18 protein-coding genes are annotated in these 18,320 nt (G+C 67.4%); 4 read left to right on the forward strand and 14 right to left on the reverse strand.

Annotated elements, in window-relative coordinates:
- Nucleotides 1-8 precede the first annotated feature (8 nt).
- Nucleotides 9-1,349 carry a type I glutamate--ammonia ligase gene (gene glnA, locus ABIN76_RS07325; protein ID WP_138769615.1) on the reverse strand — a complete coding sequence of 447 codons (1,341 nt, stop codon included), beginning with the start codon at nt 1,347-1,349 and terminating at the stop codon, nt 9-11.
- Nucleotides 1,350-1,613: 264 nt separating this feature from the next.
- On the opposite strand from glnA, the gene panB reads away from it, so the two are divergent.
- Nucleotides 1,614-2,540 carry a 3-methyl-2-oxobutanoate hydroxymethyltransferase gene (gene panB / locus ABIN76_RS07330; RefSeq protein WP_346959046.1) on the forward strand — a complete coding sequence of 309 codons (927 nt, stop codon included), beginning with the start codon at nt 1,614-1,616 and terminating at the stop codon, nt 2,538-2,540.
- A 12-nt stretch (nt 2,541-2,552) separates the two neighbouring features.
- Here the strand turns inward: panB and ABIN76_RS07335 are convergent, their stop codons facing one another.
- On the reverse strand, nt 2,553-2,717 hold the full coding sequence (locus ABIN76_RS07335; protein ID WP_346959047.1) for an SPOR domain-containing protein: 165 nt from the start codon (nt 2,715-2,717) through the stop codon (nt 2,553-2,555).
- A 139-nt stretch (nt 2,718-2,856) separates the two neighbouring features.
- Between ABIN76_RS07335 and map the strand changes: the two genes are divergently transcribed.
- Together map and ppgK are read left to right on the forward strand one after the other, a co-directional pair.
- Nucleotides 2,857-3,735 (forward strand): type I methionyl aminopeptidase, encoded by an 879-nt coding sequence (gene map, locus ABIN76_RS07340; protein WP_346959048.1) that lies wholly within the window; start codon nt 2,857-2,859, stop codon nt 3,733-3,735.
- 63 nt (nt 3,736-3,798) lie between these two features.
- A complete protein-coding gene (gene ppgK / locus ABIN76_RS07345; RefSeq protein ID WP_346959049.1) occupies nt 3,799-4,602 on the forward strand; it encodes a polyphosphate--glucose phosphotransferase in 804 nt (267 codons plus the stop codon).
- Nucleotides 4,603-4,682: 80 nt separating this feature from the next.
- Here ppgK and nrdR read toward each other — a convergent pair whose 3' ends face one another.
- The 3 genes from nrdR to ABIN76_RS07360 form a co-directional block, all read right to left on the reverse strand.
- On the reverse strand, nt 4,683-5,174 hold the full coding sequence (gene nrdR / locus ABIN76_RS07350; protein ID WP_346959050.1) for a transcriptional regulator NrdR: 492 nt from the start codon (nt 5,172-5,174) through the stop codon (nt 4,683-4,685).
- A gap of 161 nt (nt 5,175-5,335) precedes the next feature.
- Nucleotides 5,336-6,757 (reverse strand): histidinol dehydrogenase, encoded by a 1,422-nt coding sequence (gene hisD, locus ABIN76_RS07355; RefSeq protein WP_346959051.1) that lies wholly within the window; start codon nt 6,755-6,757, stop codon nt 5,336-5,338.
- A 91-nt stretch (nt 6,758-6,848) separates the two neighbouring features.
- Nucleotides 6,849-7,409, reverse strand: a complete 561-nt coding sequence (locus ABIN76_RS07360) for a hypothetical protein (RefSeq protein WP_346959052.1) — start codon at nt 7,407-7,409, stop codon at nt 6,849-6,851.
- Nucleotides 7,410-7,616: 207 nt separating this feature from the next.
- On the opposite strand from ABIN76_RS07360, the gene ABIN76_RS07365 reads away from it, so the two are divergent.
- A complete protein-coding gene (locus tag ABIN76_RS07365) occupies nt 7,617-8,075 on the forward strand; it encodes a flavin reductase family protein (RefSeq protein WP_346959136.1) in 459 nt (152 codons plus the stop codon).
- Nucleotides 8,076-8,102: 27 nt separating this feature from the next.
- Here ABIN76_RS07365 and dnaE read toward each other — a convergent pair whose 3' ends face one another.
- The 9 genes from dnaE to ftsZ form a co-directional block, all read right to left on the reverse strand.
- Entirely contained in the window at nt 8,103-11,660 is a 3,558-nt protein-coding gene (gene dnaE, locus ABIN76_RS07370; protein ID WP_346959053.1) for a DNA polymerase III subunit alpha, read from the reverse strand.
- Between the two features lie 77 nt (nt 11,661-11,737).
- On the reverse strand, nt 11,738-12,694 hold the full coding sequence (locus ABIN76_RS07375) for an RluA family pseudouridine synthase (protein WP_346959054.1): 957 nt from the start codon (nt 12,692-12,694) through the stop codon (nt 11,738-11,740).
- Nucleotides 12,687-13,322 (reverse strand): signal peptidase II, encoded by a 636-nt coding sequence (gene lspA / locus ABIN76_RS07380; RefSeq protein ID WP_346959055.1) that lies wholly within the window; start codon nt 13,320-13,322, stop codon nt 12,687-12,689. Before lspA ends, ABIN76_RS07375 begins: the two co-directional genes overlap by 8 nt.
- 82 nt (nt 13,323-13,404) lie before the next feature.
- A complete protein-coding gene (locus ABIN76_RS07385; protein ID WP_346959056.1) occupies nt 13,405-14,091 on the reverse strand; it encodes a DivIVA domain-containing protein in 687 nt (228 codons plus the stop codon).
- Between the two features lie 148 nt (nt 14,092-14,239).
- Nucleotides 14,240-14,548 (reverse strand): YggT family protein, encoded by a 309-nt coding sequence (locus tag ABIN76_RS07390; RefSeq protein WP_346959057.1) that lies wholly within the window; start codon nt 14,546-14,548, stop codon nt 14,240-14,242.
- A 148-nt stretch (nt 14,549-14,696) separates the two neighbouring features.
- Nucleotides 14,697-15,227, reverse strand: a complete 531-nt coding sequence (gene sepF, locus ABIN76_RS07395; protein WP_346959058.1) for a cell division protein SepF — start codon at nt 15,225-15,227, stop codon at nt 14,697-14,699.
- Nucleotides 15,228-15,341: 114 nt separating this feature from the next.
- Nucleotides 15,342-16,085: a YggS family pyridoxal phosphate-dependent enzyme gene (locus ABIN76_RS07400; RefSeq protein ID WP_346959059.1), complete on the reverse strand. Its 744-nt coding sequence runs from the start codon at nt 16,083-16,085 to the stop codon at nt 15,342-15,344.
- Nucleotides 16,082-16,846, reverse strand: a complete 765-nt coding sequence (locus ABIN76_RS07405; RefSeq protein ID WP_346959060.1) for a polyphenol oxidase family protein — start codon at nt 16,844-16,846, stop codon at nt 16,082-16,084. The genes ABIN76_RS07400 and ABIN76_RS07405 overlap by 4 nt, the downstream gene beginning before the upstream one ends.
- Nucleotides 16,847-16,977: 131 nt before the next feature.
- On the reverse strand, nt 16,978-18,192 hold the full coding sequence (gene ftsZ / locus ABIN76_RS07410; protein ID WP_346959061.1) for a cell division protein FtsZ: 1,215 nt from the start codon (nt 18,190-18,192) through the stop codon (nt 16,978-16,980).
- Between the last annotated feature and the right edge of the window lie 128 nt (nt 18,193-18,320).

Raw genomic sequence — 18,320 nt, forward strand, 5'->3', positions numbered from 1 at the left:
GCAGCCGCCTAAAGGATGGCCAGGTTGCGCTGCAGCTCGTAGGGCGTCACCTGCAGGCGGTAATCCTGCCACTCGGCACGCTTGTTGCGCAGGAAGTGCTCGAAGACCTGCTCGCCCAGGATCTGCGGCATCAGCTCGGAATCCTCCATGGTGCGGATCGCATCGTGCAGGCTGGCCGGCAGCGGGTCGTGGCCCATGGCGCGGCGCTCGGCCGAGCTCAGCGACCAGATGTCGTCCTCGGCGGCGGCGGGAAGCTGGTAGCCCTCCTCGATGCCCTTCAGCCCGGCGCCCAGCAGCACGGCGTAAGCGAGGTACGGGTTGGCGGCGGAGTCGATGCCGCGGTATTCGATCCGCGCGGACTGGCCCTTGCCGGGCTTGTAGAGCGGAACCCGGACCAGGGCCGAGCGGTTGTTGTGGCCCCAGCTCAGGTAGCTGGGGGCTTCTCCCCCGCCCCAGAGGCGCTTGTAGGAGTTCACGAACTGGTTGGTCACGGCGGTGAACTCGGGGGCGTGCTTGAGGATGCCGGCGATGAACTGCCGCGCGGTTTCGGAGAGCTGGAACTCCGCTCCCGCCTCGTAGAAGGCGTTGGTGTCGCCCTCGAACAGCGAGAAGTGGGTGTGCATGCCGGAGCCGGGGTGCGCGGTGAACGGCTTCGGCATAAAGGTCGCGTAAGTCCCCTGCTGCAGCGCGACCTCTTTGATCACGGTGCGGAAGGTCATGATGTTGTCCGCGGTCTGCAGGGCGTCCGCGTAGCGCAGGTCGATCTCGTTCTGGCCGGGGCCGGCCTCGTGGTGGCTGAACTCGACCGAGATGCCCACGGATTCCAGCATGGTCACGGCGGTCCGCCGGAAGTCCTGCGCAACGCCGCCGGGCACGTGGTCGAAGTAGCCGCCTTCATCCACCGGAACCGGCGCACCGTCCGGGCCGGGCTGCTGGGACTTGAGCAGGTAGAACTCGATTTCGGGGTGGGTGTAGCAGGTGAAGCCCATGTCCGCGGCCTTGGCGAGGTTGCGCTTGAGGACGTTGCGCGGATCCGCCGCGGAGGGCTCGCCGTCGGGGGTCAGGATGTCGCAGAACATCCGCGAGGTCGCTTCCGTCTCGCCGCGCCACGGCAGGATCTGGAAGGTCGAAGGGTCCGGCTGGGCCAGCATGTCGGATTCGAAGACGCGGGCCAGGCCCTCGATCGAAGAGCCGTCGAAGCCCAGCCCCTCCTCGAAGGCGCCTTCCACTTCGGCGGGGGCGAGCGCCACAGACTTCAGCGATCCCACGACGTCGGTGAACCACAGGCGCACAAAGCGCACGTCACGCTCTTCGATCGTCCGCAGGACAAACTCTTGCTGGCGGTCCATGGTGCCTCTTTCCGGGTTTACGTCCGTGCCCCGGACCCGTCCCGACTACTCGTCCTGGCTGGCGCCCGCAGCTGCTCTCGAATCACTCTACTAAGCATTTGAGGCGATTGCTGGCGTAGCGCACCGGCGTAACACGCCGTTAACACAATGTCCGCCGAACCGGCGTCCGGGCGGCCCCCGGCCATGCCAGGGGGCCTTGCTTGTGACGGCCTTCGCCGGACCGCCGGGTAGCTAGGACCCCGGGTATCGCACTACGCTCGTGGCATGGCCCCCAGCAACAGCCCCGAATCCAGCATGTCCGCAGAACTCGCCGCCCCCTACGGCAACGGCCCCGCATCCGGCGTCCCGGCGGAGTCCGGCGCAGCCGCGGTTCCGGCGTCGGGCAGCGCCAAGCCCGTTGCCCGGATCCGCACGCACCACCTGCGGCAGGCCAAACTCAACGGTGAACGCTTCGCCATGCTGACGGCCTACGACCAGTACACCGCGGAGATCTTCGACGCGGCCGGCATCGAGGTGCTGCTGGTGGGAGACTCCGCCTCCAATAACGTGTTCGGCAACGAAACCAGCCTGCCCGTCACCGTGGACGAACTGATCCCGCTGTGCCGGGCGGTGACGCGGTCCGCGCGGCGCGCGCTGGTGGTGGCCGACCTGCCGTTCGGCAGCTACGAGGTATCCGCGCAGCAGGCGGTCGCCACGGGCGTGCGGTTCCTCAAGGAGGGGCTCGCGCACGCGGTCAAGATTGAGGGCGGCAAGTTCTACGCCGAGACCGTCCGGGCCATGGTCCAGGCCGGCATCCCGGTGATGGCGCACATCGGCTTCACCCCGCAAAGCGAACACGCCCTCGGCGGCTACCGGGTCCAGGGCCGCGGCGACGACGCACAGCGGCTGATCGATGACGCCGTCGCCCTCGCCGACGCCGGTGCGTTCTGCGTGCTGATGGAGATGGTTCCGGCGCCGACGGCGGCTGCCGTGGACGCCGCCGTCAAGGTCCCCACCATCGGCATCGGCGCCGGCAATGCGACCACCGGCCAGGTGCTGGTCTGGCAGGACATGGCCGGGCTGCGCGGCGGGAAGATGGCCAAGTTCGTCAAGCAGTACGCGGATCTGCGGACCACCCTGAGCGACGCCGCGAAAGCCTACGGCGACGACGTCCGCTCGGGCCATTTCCCCGGCCCGGAGCACTCTTTCTAGCCGGAGTCTCCGCTAGTCCTCGTCGCCCTTTTCCCAGGCCTCGTTGCGGGCCTTGACCTTTTCGAGGGCGTGTTCGGCTTCCTCGCGGGTTTTGTAGGGGCCGATCAGCTGGCTCCAGTCGGACATCGCGTCTTCCTCGATCTCGTGGGTGTTGACGTTGTACCAGTATTCGGTCATCGGTGATCCTTTCGGGTGTGCCCGGGCGCCGGGGGTATTTCCGGATGTACTGTCCGGCCATGGTTTCCGGCTGCATTTTCCAGCTGCATTCTCCAGCTGCATTTTCCGGGCTGCGCCCGGCTGCTTATAGAATCAATCTATGCCTTCCCTCACCTCGACTGCACCCATCGGCACCCTTGTCCCGGGAACAGTCAGCCCCCAGCTTGCCGTGCCGGCGTCCATCCCGCGCCCCGAATACGTCGGCAAGCCCGCACCGGCCAAGTTCACCGGCTCAGAGGTCAAGTCCGCAGAGACCATCGAGAAGATCCGGATCGCCTCGCGGATCGCAGCCCAGGCAGTCGTCGAGGTCGGCAAGCACATTGCACCCGGCGTGACCACGGACCAGCTGGACAAAGTGGGGCACGAGTTTCTGCTCGACCACCAGGCGTACCCGTCCACCCTGGGCTACCGCGGCTTCCCCAAATCCCTGTGCTCCTCGCTCAACGAAGTCATCTGCCACGGCATCCCGGACAGCACCGTGGTCCAGGACGGCGACATCCTGAACATCGACATCACCGCCTTCATCGGCGGCGTGCACGGCGACACCAACTACACCTTCCTGGTGGGCGACGTCGACGAGGAGTCCCGGCTGCTGGTCGAACGCACCGAAGAGTCGCTGCGCCGTGCCATCCGGGCGGTGGCCCCGGGCCGCGAAATCAACGTCATCGGCCGGACCATCGAGTCCTACGCCAAGCGCTTCGGCTACGGCGTCGTTCGGGACTTCACCGGCCACGGCGTTGGCGAGGCCTTCCACACCGGGCTGATCATTCCGCACTACGACGCCGCACCGGCCTACAACACCATCATTGAGGCCGGTATGGTCTTCACGATCGAGCCCATGCTGACGCTGGGCACGGTCGAGTGGGACATGTGGGCCGACGACTGGACCGTCGTCACGCGTGACCGCAAACGGACCGCGCAGTTCGAGCACACGCTGCTGGTCACGGAGTCCGGCGCTGAGGTCCTGACCCTCCCCTGACGCAGCAACAACCCGCAACACCCCCCGAAGACCCACCCCGCCCCTGCCACGAACGGAAGCCCATTGGCCAAGAAGGACGAGAAGTCGAAGAAGAACGCACCGCTGATCGGCATCGACATCGGTGGCACCGGCATCAAGGGCGGAATCGTTGACCTGAAAAAGGGCAAACTGGTGGGCGATCGGCTCCGCGTGCCCACCCCGCAGCCTTCCACCCCGGAAGCCGTCGCCGAAGTTGTCGCACAGGTCGTCACAGAGCTCTCCAAGCGTCCCGACGCCCCGGCGCCCGACTCCCCGGTCGGTGTGACCTTCCCGGGCATCATCCAGCACGGCGTCGTGCACTCGACGGCGAACGTGGACAACTCCTGGCTGAACCTGGACATCGATGCCCTGCTGACCGCGCGCCTCGGCCGCCCGGTTGAGGTTATCAACGACGCCGACGCCGCTGGCCTGGCCGAAGCCCGCTACGGTGCCGGCGAAGGGATCTCCGGCACCGTCCTGGTCATCACGCTGGGCACCGGCATCGGCTCCGCCTTCATCTTCGACGGCAAGCTCGTCCCGAACGCCGAACTGGGCCACCTCGAAATCGACGGCTTCGACGCCGAAAGCAAGGCTTCCGCCGTCGCCCGTGAGCGGGACGGGCTGAGCTGGGCCGAATACAGCGTGCTGCTGCAGCGCTACTTTTCCCACGTCGAGTTCCTCTTCTCCCCGGAACTGTTCATCGTGGGCGGCGGCATCTCCAAGCGCGCCGACGAGTACCTTCCGCACATGTCACTTCGCACACCCATCGTTCCGGCCGAGCTGAAGAACGACGCCGGCATCGTGGGTGCGGCGATCGAGGTCGCCCTGACGCACAAACTGGCCAAGTAGCCCCGTACGCGATACCGAAACTTGGAGCCGGTGGTGGCCGCGGCTTCCCCTCCGCCGCCACCACCGGAGCTTGGCTGAGCCTAGAGCGGGCTCTTCTGCGAGTTCTTGCCTTCGCGCCCCTTGGACTCCGCCTCGTGGCGGAGCAGGGCGATGGCGGACTCGAAGTCTTCCAGCGATTCGAAGGCCTGGTACACGCTGGCGAAGCGGAGGTAGGCCACCTCATCGAGGCGCTGGAGGGGGTTGAGGATGGCGAGGCCCACCTCGTGGGCGTCGATCTCGGCGGCGCCGGAGGCGCGGATGGTCTCTTCGACCTCCTGCGCCAGCATGGCCAGGTCGTCTTCCGTGACGGGACGGCCCTGGCAGGCTTTCCGCACGCCGTTGATGACCTTGCTGCGGCTGAACGGCTCGCCGACGCCGGAGCGCTTGATGACGGTGAGGCTGGTGGTTTCCACGGTGGTGAACCGGCGCCCGCATTCGGGGCACTGCCGGCGGCGCCGGATGGCGGAACCGTCGTCGGCGATGCGGCTGTCCACCACGCGCGAATCAGGGTTACGACAGAACGGGCAATACACGTCGGTTCCTCCCTGCCGCAAGCCTGGACACCATCACAGCGCCGGAGCACCGTGATGGCGCTTCCCGGATCAGTTTACGACTAGATGTTGCTGAATAACAAGCCTGTAATTACTACATGTTGTGGTCGGGCGCGGTCCCGGCCGGGCGGCCAACGCCCGGTTTATGCACCCGCGGCGAACCGTGCCGTCACGGCCTCGCCGTGCGCCGGCAGGTCCTCGGCGCCGGAGAGGCTGACAATGTGCCCGCTGACCTCCTCCAGCGCGCTCCGGCTGTAGTTGATCACCTGGATGGCGCGGAGGAAGGTGGTCACGTTTAACCCGGAGGAGAACGCGGCCGTCCCGCTGGTGGGCAGCACGTGGTTGGAGCCCGCGCAGTAGTCCCCCAGGCTGACCGGGCTGTAGTCGCCCACGAAGATGGCGCCGGCGTTCCGGATCCGTGCGGCCACTCCGGCGGCGTCCGCGGTCATGATCTCCAGGTGCTCAGCGGCGTAGGCGTCGCAGGCGGCGATGCCCTGCTCAAGGTCCTCGACCAGGACGACGCCGGACTGCGGACCGGACAGGGCCTGGCACACGCGGGCGCTGTGCTTGGTCGCGGCGGCCTGGACGCCGAGTTCGCGGCGGACGGCGGCGGCCAGCTCCTCGGAGTCGGTGATCAGCACGGACGCGGCCTGCGGATCGTGCTCGGCCTGGCTGATCAGGTCGGCTGCGACCAGCCCGGGCCGGGCCGTGGCGTCGGCCAGGATGGCAATCTCGGTGGTCCCGGCCTCGGAGTCGATGCCCACGACGCCCTTGACCAGCCGCTTGGCGGTGGCCACGAAGATGTTTCCGGGCCCGGTGACGACGTCGACCGGGTCGATGCCGGCGTCGATGCCGGTCTCGACGCCGGCGTCGGTGTTACCGGTGCCGGCGGGGATGCCGTAGGCGAACGCGGCGATGGCCTGGGCGCCGCCGATTGCGTAAACCTCCTCGATGCCCAGCAGGCACGCGGCCGCCAGGATCGTGGGGTGCGGCAGGCCGTCGAAGTCTTTCTGCGGCGGCGAGGCCAGCGCGATCGACTCCACGCCGGCGGCCAGCGCCGGGACGACGTTCATGATGACGGACGACGGATAGACCGCCAGGCCGCCCGGGACGTACAGCCCGACGCGGGCCACCGGGACCCACTTCTGGCTGACCACGGCGCCTTTGCCGAGTTCGACGTCGGTGTCTGCCGGCCGCTGCGCATCGGCGAAGCGGCGCGCCCGGCTGATGGACTCCTCCAGGGCGGTGCGCACGGCCGGGTCCAGCCCGTCCAGCGCGGCCTTGAGGGCCCCGGCGGGGACACGCGGGTGGGCCTGGTCGACGCCGTCGAAGTTCAGTGCCAGCTCTCGCAGCGCCTCGAAACCGCGGGTTCGGACCGCTGAAATAATGTCCAGGACCTTTTCCTCGGCGTCGGCCACGGTGCCGTGCTGCGCCCGCGGGACGGCGGCGCGGAGCCCGGCGAGGGACAGCCGCTGCCCGCGCACGTCGACGGTGCGGAAGTCGAGGGTGGCGGGCGCCGTGGGCAGGGAGGCGGAAGATACGGGGCTGTCAGCAGTGGGGGTCACGCCTCCATTTTACGCGCCGGCCGGGCCGGGCCCGCACGCTGTTACGCGGCACCCCGCCCGGAGCGTCCCGGGCGCCCTGGAGGGCGCTGTGTCAGGCCTGCGGCCCGGGCGCTTGGTCCGGCTCGGAGTGGCCGAAAACGGTGGCAAGGAAGATCGCCAGCGCGACGGCGGCCGGCCAGATGGCCAGCATGGCGTAAGCGCGCAGCGAAAACGCGATGCTGGCGCTGGCCGAGGTGTCCTCCGCGGCGCCCCACACACTGCCGGCGAACACCCCGGTCCCCCACGCCAGCAAGGCACCCGCTGCACCCGCGGCAACGGCCAGGACCACCGTCGCGGTTGCCAGCCGCGCGGGCCGGTTCCCGGCAATAAGCACCCCGGACAGGCAGCCGGCCAGCAGGAACAACCCGGCCAGGACGAGGTCGCGGGGCAGCCAGGTCTCGGGGTTGCTGCCGGCGGCGAGGGCGGGGTCCCGGGTGAGAAGGTTCAGGCCGGTCGGCGCCAGGAGCCACCACAGCAGGCCGACCGGGAGGCCTGCCGCGGCGATCACGGCCAGCCCCGTCCACGGCACGCTGCGCCCGGGCCGCCGGGGTGCAGCGTGCGCGGGGGCGCCGTCGTAGTCGTCAACGGGCACGTGCACCGCGGGTTGTGTCATGCAACAAACCTTAACAAAGCATCCGGCGGCGGACGGACATGACGCCGCCGCACGGCACGTGACGCCCGGACGCCTCCTGGGCGCCGGCCGAATACCGCGGGCGGCGCCGGCAGGAATACGCTGGCAGTGAGCACCAGTCGCAGAACAGCAGGGAGATGAACCACAGTGGCCTCAGCCGAAGAAGCTTTCGAAGGGACATTCAAGGAAATGTTCCGCCGCCACGCGGCCGGAGTCGCCATCATCACCGTGAACTACGACGGCGTGCCCTACGGTTTCACCGCCACCTCGGTGGCGTCCCTCTCGGCCAAGCCGCCGCGGTTCACCTTCAACATGGCCCGGACCTCCCGCTCGTGGCCCGCCGTCGCGAATTCCGCCTACATCGGAGTGCATATGCTCGGGCTGGAGAACCAGGAGCTCGCCGACAGGTTTGCCCGCACCCGCAACCGGTTCGAGGGCGACCACTGGGCGCTGGGCCCGCACGAGGTCCCCATCCTCAAGGACGTTACCGGCTGGCTGATCGGCAAGATCCAGATGCGGCTCTCCTTCGAGAACAACGCCGTGGTGGTCGTCGAGGTGGTCGACGGCGCGCTCGGCGGCGACAGCGCACCGCTGCTTTACCACGGTGGCAGCTACAGCCAGCCGGTGCCGCTGGACTACGAAATCTAGGCTGCGGACTCAGCTGACCAGGCCGGCTCAGCTGTCCAGGCAGGTCGGGCCGAGCAGCACCTTCAGGTCGCCGAACAGGGACGGGCTGGGGTTGACGCGCAGATGCACGGGCAGCCCCATGACCTCCACCCGGGAGTCGCCGTGCAGGTGCAGCCGGACCTCGGACTTGCCGCGGTGCGTCCGGAGCACCTCACCGAGCTCGTTCACCACGGCCTCGGTGGCCTTGTGCGTCGGCATGGTGATCACCAGCGGCCCGTCGAGTCCTTCGCTGAGGTCCGGTACCGACAGTTCCATGCAGTTCAGGGCCACCGCACCGTCGTCGCGCCGCTGCAGCCGGCCCTTGACCACAACGATCAGGTCCTCGGCCAGCACGGAGGCGATCGGGCCGTAGACCTGCCCGAAGAACATCACTTCCACCGAGCCGCCCAGGTCCTCGATCTCTGCGCGCGCGTAGGCGTTGCCGCTGGCCTTGGCGATCCGCCGGCTGAGCGAGGTGATCATGCCCGCGATGGTGATGATGGCGCCGTCGTGCGGCCCGTCCTCGGCGATGATCGAGGTGATGGACTGGTCGGCGTGCTGGCTCAGCAGCCCCTCGAGGCCCTGCAGCGGGTGGTCCGAGACGTAGAGGCCCAGCATGTCGCGTTCGAAGGAGAGCTTGTCCTTTTTCTCCCACTCGGGCAGCTCGGGGATCTCGATGCTCAACGAGGATTCCGACTCGGTGTCGTCGATGCCGGCGAACAGGTCGAACTGGCCGATCGCCTCGTTGCGCTTGAGCGTGATAACCGAGTCGATGGCTTCTTCGTGGATCATGGCCAGGGCCCGGCGGTGGTGGCCGAGGGAGTCGAAGGCGCCGGCCTTGATCAGGGATTCGATGGTGCGCTTGTTGCAGACCACCGCCGGGACCTTCATCAGGTAGTCCTTGAAGGAGGTGTAGGCGCCTTCGCGTTCCCGTGCGGCCACCATCGCGTCGACGGCGTTGGCGCCGACGTTGCGGATCGCCCCCATGCCGAAGCGGATGTCATTGCCCACCGGGGTGAAGTTGAGCGCTGATTCGTTGACATCCGGCGGCAACACCGTGATGCCCATGCGCCGGCACTCGTTGAGGTAGATCGCCGACTTGTCCTTGTCGTCGCCGACGCTGGTGAGCAGGGCCGCCATGTACTCCGGCGCGTAGTGCGCCTTGAGGTAGGCGGTCCAGTAGGAGATCACGCCGTACGCCGCCGAGTGCGCCTTGTTGAAGGCGTAGTCGGAGAAGGGCAGCAGGATGTCCCAGAGGGTCTTCACCGCGGCCATCGAGTAGCCGTTGTCCTGCATGCCCTGGGAGAAGCCGGCGAACTGCTTGTCCAGCTCGGATTTCTTCTTCTTGCCCATGGCACGGCGCAGGATGTCGGCCTGGCCCAGGGTGTAGCCGGCGAGCTTCTGCGCCACCGCCATAACCTGCTCCTGGTACACGATCAGGCCGTAGGTGCCGCCGAGGATCTCGGCCAGCGGCTCCTCGAGTTCGGGGTGGATCGGGATGACTTCCTGGATGCCGTTCTTGCGCAGCGCGTAGTCGGTGTGCGCGTTGGCACCCATCGGTCCCGGCCGGTAGAGCGCCAGCACGGCGGAGATGTCTTCGAAGTTGTCGGGCTTCATCAGCTTGAGCAGCGACCGCATGGGGCCGCCGTCGAGCTGGAAGACGCCGAGCGTGTCGCCCCGGGCCAGCAGCTCGTAGGAGGCGGCGTCGTCCAGGGCCAGGGACTCGAGGTCCAGGTCGACGCCGCGGTTCATTTTGATGTTTTCCAGGGCGTCGGAAATGATCGTCAGGTTCCGCAGGCCCAGGAAGTCCATCTTGATCAGGCCGAGGCCCTCGGAGGTCGGGTAGTCGAACTGCGTGATGACCTGGCCGTCCTGGAAACGGCGCATGATCGGGATGACGTCGATGATCGGGTCCGAGGACATGATGACGCCGGCGGCGTGGACGCCCCATTGCCGCTTCAGGCCTTCAATGCCCAGGGCGGTTTCGAAGACCTTCGCGGCTTCGGGATCTGTGGCAATCAGCTGGCGGAAGTCCCCGGCCTCGCCGTAGCGCTTGGACTCGGGGTTCTGGATGTCCGCCAGCGGGATGTCCTTGGCCATCACGGCCGGCGGCAGCGCCTTGGTCAGCTGCTCGCCCATGCTGAAGGGGTAGCCCAGCACGCGGGAGGAGTCCTTGAGCGCCTGCTTGGTCTTGATCGTGCCGTAGGTGACGATCATGGCGACGCGCTCGTCGCCGTACTTGCGTGTCACATAGTCGATCACTTCCGAGCGGCGCCGGTCATCGAAGTCGACGTCGAAGTCGGGCATGGAGACGCGGTCCGGGTTCAGGAAGCGTTCAAAGATCAGTCCGTGGTGCAGCGGGTCCAGGTCGGTGATGCGCATGGCGTACGCCACCATGGAGCCGGCACCGGAGCCACGTCCGGGACCCACCCGGATGCCGTTGTTCTTGGCCCAGTTGATGAAGTCGGCCACCACCAGGAAGTAGCCCGGGAAGCCCATCGAGGTGATGACTTCCAGCTCGTAGTCGGCCTGCTGGCGGACCTTGTCCGGGATGCCCTGCGGGTACCTATAGTGGAGTCCCTTGTCCACTTCCTTGACCAGCCAGGACGTTTCGTCCTCCCCCTCCGGGCAGGGGAACCGGGGCATGTAGTTGGCGCCCGTGTTGAAGGACACCTCGCAGCGTTCGGCGATCAGCAGTGTGTTGTCGCAGGCGTCCGGGTGGTCGCGGAACAGTTCCCGCATTTCCTGCGGGGACTTCAGGTAATAGCCGCTGCCGGAGAAGGCGAAGCGTGAACCGCCGTTGTCATACGTGGGCTCCAGCAGGGTCGAGCCGGACTGGATGGCCAGCAGCGCCTCATGCGCCTTGGCGTCGTGCTCGTGGGTATAGTGCAGGTCGTTGGTGGCCACCAGCGGCAGGTTCAGTTCCTTGGCCAGGCGCAGCAGGTCGCCGGTGACGCGGCGTTCAATGTCCAGGCCGTGGTCCATGAGTTCGCAGAAGTAGTTCTCGGCACCGAAGATGTCGCGGAACTCGGCCGCGGCTTCGAGGGCCTCGCGGTACTGCCCGAGCCGCAGCCTCGTCTGGACCTCGCCGGAGGGGCAGCCGGTGGTGGCGATGAGCCCTTCGGAGTAGGTGTTCAGCAGCTCGCGGTCCAGCCGCGGCCACTTGCCGAAGACCGAGTCCAGGGAGGCGATCGAGGAGGCACGGAACAGGTTGCGCATGCCCACGTTGTTGTAGCTGAGCAGGGTCATGTGCGTGTAGGAGCCGCCGCCGGAGATGTCGTCCTTGCGCTGGTTCTCTTCGCCCCAGCGCACCCTGGTCTTGTCGGTGCGCGCGGTGCCCGGCGTGACATAGGCCTCGACGCCGATGATCGGCTTGATGCCCTTGTCCGTGGCCCGCTTCCAGAAGTCGAACGCTCCGAAGAGGTAGCCGTGGTCCGTGGTGGCCAGCGCCGGCATGCCCAGCCGCTCGGTCTCATCGAAGAGTTCTCCGAGGCGCGCCGCACCGTCCAACATGGAGTATTCGGTGTGGTTGTGGAGGTGGACGAACGAGTTGTTGCTGGAAGTCACCGAATCATTCTAGTGCCGGGCACGGACACTGACGTGCCCGGCACGACGGCGGGGCGGACCGCCGCCTAGGTGCTGCCTTAGGCGTTGCCGGACTCCAGCACTTCGAGGGCGTACTTGAGGTCCTGCGGGTATTCGCTGGTCACGGTGACCCGTTCCCCCGTCCGCGGGTGGTCGAAGGACAACTGCCGGGCGTGCAGCCACTGCCGGGTCAGGCCCAGGGTGGCGGCCAGCCGGGGATCGGCCCCGTAGGTCAGGTCGCCGGCGCAGGGGTGGCGCAGGGCGGAGAAATGCACCCGGATCTGGTGGGTGCGGCCGGTTTCCAGGTGCACCTCCACGAGCGAGGCCTTCCCGAAGGCTTCGAGCACCTCGTAGTGGGTCACCGAGTCGCGGCCGTCCTCGATCACGGCGAAGCGCCAGTCGTGGCCGGGATGCCGGCCGATGGGTGCATCGATGGTGCCGGCCAGCGGGTCCGGCAGGCCCTGCACGACGGCGTGGTACACCTTGTCCACGGTGCGTTCCTTGAAGGCCCGTTTGAGCGCCGTGTAGGCGTTCTCGGTCTTGGCCACCACCATCACACCGGAGGTGCCGACGTCGAGCCGGTGCACAATGCCGGCGCGTTCGGGCGACCCCGAGGTGGAGATCCGGTAGCCGGCACCGGCGAGGCCGCCGACGACGGTGGGCCCGACCCAGCCCGGCGACGGGTGGGCGGCCACCCCGACGGGTTTGTCGACGACGACGAACTCGTCGTCGTCCAGCAGGATCTTCAGACCTTCCACAACTTCCTCCACAACTTCCAGCGGGTCCCGGCGTTCCGGGAGGACGACGTCGAGCTCGCCGCCGGCGCTGAGCTTGAGGGACTTCCCCACCGGCTTGCCGTGGCTGCTGACATGGCCTTCGGCGATCAGCGTGGCGGCCTGGGAGCGGGAGATCTCCATCAGTTTCGCCAGCCCCGCGTCCACCCGGGTGCCGGCGAGTTCGGCCGGGACGTTGAAGTGCCGGCGGCCCTGCTCCCCCGCCGGACCGGGCTCAGACATTGTGGCCGTTCCCGGTATGGTCCGGTGTGGTGGGTTCCGGCGCGGCCGCGCCGGTGGTTGCCTTGTCCTGGTGCTGGTTGAGGCGGGAGCCGTCGAGGGCGACGCCGCGCAGCGTGAGCAGGCAGATGATCACCACCGCGGACACCACGGCCGAATCGGCGATGTTGAAGATCGCGAAGTTGGGCAGCTGGATGAAGTCCACCACGTGGCCCATCGCGAACGAGGGCTCACGGAACAGCCGGTCGGTCAGGTTGCCCAGTGCGCCGCCGAGCAGCAGCCCCAGCGCCAGCGCCCACCAGGCGGAGCCGAGCTTGCGCAGCTGCAGCAGGATCGCGATGGAAACGGCCGCCATGATGATGGTGAACACCCAGGTGACGTTCTCGCCGATCGAGAAGGCGGCGCCGGAGTTCCGGATGTAGTACCAGTGCAGCAGCGGCGGGAGCACCGGGATGCGTTCGCCCTCGGTCATGGTGTTCGTGACCCAGAGTTTGGTCAGCTGGTCGAACACGTAGGCGAACACCGCGAATCCGGCGAACAGGGTCAGCAGCAGGGCGCGCCGCGGTTTGCGCGCCGGCGGCTGCACGGCATCCGCGGGCTGGGCGGCGTCTGGGGTTGGTGCGTCAGTCATAGTGCTTTCGTCCGGGTTAATGCCAAAAGCCGGTGGCCGAGGAGTCCTCAGCCACCGGCTTTCAGAATACGTGTAAAACGTCCTAGCTGGCTTCGACCTCGGGGGCCGCCACCGAACCACGGGCATCCAGGTCACGCAGCTGGCCTTCGATGTAGGCCTTCAGGCGGGACCGGTAATCGCGCTCGAAGCCGCGCAGCTGCTCGACCTTGCGCTCCAGCACCGAGCGCTGCTGCTCGAGGGCGCCGAGGATCTTGCGGGACTTTTCCTGCGCGTCGTTGACCAGGCTGCTGGCTTCGATCTGCGCCTCGGCGATGATCTTGTCACGCTGCTGTTCGCCGTCGGCGACGTGCTTGTCGTGCATCTGCTGCGCCATGGCCAGCAGGCCGGCGGCGGACTCGGCGGACGCCGACGCGGCAACGGGTGCGGGGGCAGGCGCCGGAGCGGGAGCCTTCTCGGCTTCCTTCTTCTTGGCAGCTTCGGCGGCTTCGGCGGCCTTGGCCTCGGCTTCTGCCTTGGCGCGGTCTTCCTTCTCGGCCTTGACGGGTGCAGGCACCTTCTCCACGACGGGAGCGCCAGCAGCGGAGCTCGCGGCCGTGCCGGAACCGGCTTCGGCGAGCTTCTTGCGCAGCTCGTCGTTCTCCTGGTTCAGGCGTCGCAGTTCGACGACGATCTCGTCCAGGAAGTCATCAACCTCGTCCTGGTCGTAGCCTTCGCGGAACTTGGTCGGCTGAAAGCGCTTGTTGACAACGTCTTCTGGCGTCAAAGCCATCTGGTCACCTCGTTGGTCTAGTTAGTCAGGAGGCCTTCCGGCCGTCAAAACTACGGTACCTAAATATGGTCTGGTTCCTCTAATTCAACACCGCAGTGTCAAACCGGAGTTTTATCTTTTTGGCGGCGGACTGGTCCGGCCGCTCACGTTATGCGGCGATCGGCTGCGCGTAGGTGAAGTACCGGGCAACGCTCATGGCCACCGAGACGGCGATGAACAGCACCAGGAACGCGAGGTCCAGCGAAATTCCGCCGAGCCGCAGCGGCGGAAGGACCCGGCCGAGCAGCTTGAGGGGCTTGTCTGTGACGGAGTACACAGCGTGCGCGGTGACGAGCGCCACGCCATGGGGACGCCAGCTGCGCGCGAACATCTGCACCCAGTCGAAGATCAGGCGGATGATCAGGGCGACAAAAAAGAGCAGCAGGGCGATATAGACAAGTCCGAAAACAATTCCCATGAGTTAACTCATATCTCCATGATCATTCCGGATACCGCAGTAGCCTGGCAGGTGGTCGCATGTATTCCGACACGTCTATTCCAACACGGATCGCCCAGCACGGATGCCAGGCAGGTATCCCTGCCTGGCATCCGGACGGAATCCTGGACTAGCTCTGGTTGAAGAAGCTGGCCTGCGTCTCGCTGACCTTCTTGTCGTCGCCGATCACTTCGACATACGACGGCGAGAGCAGGAACACCTTGTTGGTCACCCGTTCGATGCTGCCACGCAGGCCGAACACCAGGCCGGCGGAGAAGTCGACCAGGCGCTTGGCGTCCGCTTCGCCCATGTCGGTGACGTTCATGATGACGGGGATGCCGTCACGGAAGCTTTCACCGATGAGCTTGGCATCGTTGTAGGACCGCGGGTGGATCGTCGTGATCTGCCGCAGGCCTGTGGTCTCTTCGCGGCTCGCGGCCGCTCGCTTGATGGGTGTCACGGGTGCGCGGTATTCCTCTTCAGCGGCGTAGGGCTCTTCCCTGGGGACTTCGCGGACGGGCGTCGGCGCACGGCGCTCCTCGCGGTCGTGCTCCATGGATTCGTCCTCATCCTTGTGCGGGGTGTGATGCTCGGACTCGTAGTGTTCGTCGCCGTCAGCGAGCCCAAGATAGATCATTGTCTTGCGCAGAGCGCCAGCCATGGTCGACTCCTAATCGTGTCCGTTTGCGGGCCGCTCAGTGACGTGACCGTGTTGGAGTCACTGCTTGAATTCACTGCATTGGAATCCCCGCCATTACCTTCCAATACGTTGAACCTACCGCAACGCCGGGCGCGGACCGAGAATATCGGAGCCAATTCGAAGGTGTGTCGCCCCGAACCGGATGGCCGCTTCCAGGTCCTGGCTCATTCCGGCGGAAATGCCGGTGGCCTGCGGGTGGTCGGCGCGGAGCCGGGCCGAGATCTCCGCCAGTTTTTGGAACGCCGCCTCCGGTGCTGCGCCAAGGGGCGCCACGGCCATCACGCCCGCCAGCCGGAGTCCGGCGGCGGCCGCGAGCTGCGCGGCCAGCTCCGGGACATCCGCCGGCAGGGCGCCGCCGCGGTGGCCGTCGGCGTCGTCGTCCAGGCTGACCTGGATGAAGCAGTCGAGGTCTCCGCGGCCGGTGCGTTCCTGCTCCGCGCGGAGCGCCTTGGCCAGGGCAGCGACCAGCTGGGGCCGGTCCACGGAGTGCACCGCGTGGGCGTACTTGACGACGGATTTGGCTTTGTTGCTTTGCAGTTGGCCGATGAAATGCCAGCGCAGGTCCAGCTCCTGCAGCGCTGCGGCTTTCCCGGACGCTTCCTGGTCCCGGTTTTCGCCGACATCGGTGACGCCGAGTGCGGCCAGCCGCGCGACGTCCTCGGCCGGGTGGAATTTGGTGACCACGATCAGCTCCGGGGTGGACTGGCGCCCGGCGGCGGCCACGGCGTCGTCGATCCGCTGCCGGACCACGTCAAGGCGTTCGCGCAGCTGGGCCAATCTTGGGTCCGCCGGAGCAGCGTCCGCTGCCGGCACCGTCACGTGAGGGCCCCGGCGGGCGTGGCGGTCCAGACCAGGCCCGCGAACCGGCCGGTGCGCCCGTCACGCCGGTATGAGTACAGCCCTGCGTCTTCCCGGGTGCAACCGCCGGAGTACTCGACGGCGACGCCCTCCGCCGCAAGCTGGCTGCGGACACCGGCCGGCAGATCCAGTCCGGGCGTGCCCTGGGCCGTGGTGCACCAGGCCGCTGGAACGGACTCTGCAACCTCCGCGCGCATGCTGTCCGGCACCTCGTAGCACTGCCCGCAGATGGACGGACCGATCCACGCGCTAATCCCGGTGGCGCCGTGCTCACGCAGCTGCGCCACCGCGGCGGGGACCACCCCGGCGGCCAGGCCCGGACGGCCGGCGTGGACGACGCCGAACACGGGCGGCGCGTCACGGCCCGCCGCGCGCTCCCCCACCAGGACGATCGGCACGCAGTCCGCCACCATAACCGCCAGCGGCCCGCCGGCGGACACCATGGCGTCGGCGGTGAGGGCGTCGGCGGTAGGAGCATCCGCAGCCGGCGTGCCAGGCTCCCCGGCCGGGGCGCCTCCGCCAACGACTGCTACTTCCTTGCCGTGCACCTGGTTCATGAACTGGAAGCGGCGGGGGCTGAGCCCGGCGGCTTGTTCAAGCAGTTCCCGGCGGCGGTGCACCTGCGCCGGGTCGTCGCCGACATGGAGCGCCAGGTTGCCCGCCGCTACGTTGGTGAACGCCACCCAGATGCCGGGCCGCACCTCAGCTCGCCAGGAAAACACTCAGCACACCGCCACTTCCGGAACCGCAAACAATAAAAAACCCATCTGGACTACCGTAACCCCGCCAAAGCACCATGGCACTGCCGTCAGGGCAGTGCCATGGTGCTTTGGCGGCGTGTGAAAGCGACGGCTTACTTCAGGAAGTCCGGCACGTCGAGGTCATCCGAGTGGCGGCCGGAGAGGTCCGGCTCGACGACGGAGGGAAGGTCCACGTCAAAGCCCGAGTCGGCCGGCACGGCCGAGGGGCGCTGCTGGCCCCAGTTGCTCAGCCCGGACGCGCCGACGCCGGCGTGCAGCGGCTGGACCGGCGCCGAGGCGGGAGCCTGGGCCGGAGCCGGTGCGGGCGCGGCGGGACGGGCCGGGACCGGCTGGGACTGGTCCATCGAGGGCGAAGTGGCCTTGACGTCGTCGAACCCGGCAGCGATCACCGTTACGCGGGCTTCATCCCCGAGCGCGTCGTCAATCACGGCACCGAAGATGATGTTGGCTTCGGGGTGCGCCACTTCCTGCACCAGGCGGGCAGCCTCGTTGATTTCAAAGAGTCCGAGGTCCGAGCCGCCCTGGATGGAGAGCAGGACGCCATGGGCGCCATCGATGGAGGCTTCCAGCAGCGGTGAGGCGATGGCCAGCTCCGCAGCCTTGACGGCGCGGTCTTCACCGCGGGCCGAGCCGATACCCATCAGCGCCGAGCCGGCGCCCTGCATCACGGACTTGACGTCCGCGAAGTCGAGGTTGATCAGGCCCGGCGTGGTGATCAGGTCAGTAATGCCCTGGACACCGGACAGCAGCACCTGGTCGGCGGAGCGGAACGCGTCCAGCACGGAGACGTTGCGGTCGCTGATGGACAGCAGCCGGTCGTTCGGGATCACGATCAGGGTGTCGACCTCGTCGCGCAGGGCGTCGATGCCGGCCTCGGCGGAACCGGCCCGGCGGCGCCCCTCGAAGGTGAACGGGCGGGTGACGACGCCGATGGTCAGCGCACCCAGTGAGCGGGCAATGCGGGCCACAACGGGCGCGCCGCCGGTGCCGGTGCCGCCGCCTTCGCCGGCGGTGACGAAGACCATGTCCGCGCCACGGATGACCTCTTCGATCTCGTCGGCGTGGTCCTCGGCTGCCTGCCGGCCGACCTCAGGATTCGCACCGGCTCCCAGGCCGCGGGTCAGCTCACGTCCGACGTCGAGCTTGACGTCCGCATCGGACATCAACAGCGCCTGGGCGTCCGTATTGATGGCGATGAATTCGACGCCGCGAAGACCCACCTCGATCATGCGGTTGACTGCGTTCACGCCACCGCCGCCGATGCCGACGACCTTGATGACGGCCAAGTAATTCTGCGGAGCTGCCACGTTACGTGTCCCTTGTTCGTGTTCTATTGCGAAAACTGATGGAGTCGAGCTTGAAGCTTTGAACCTTAACCTTCCAGTTGAAGGTTATAGTTATGTCAAGTAACTCATGTCTGTGACGCTATTTCCTA

The sequence above is a fragment of the uncultured Arthrobacter sp. genome (genome assembly GCF_964021775.1).
GTDB lineage: Bacteria > Actinomycetota > Actinomycetes > Actinomycetales > Micrococcaceae > Arthrobacter.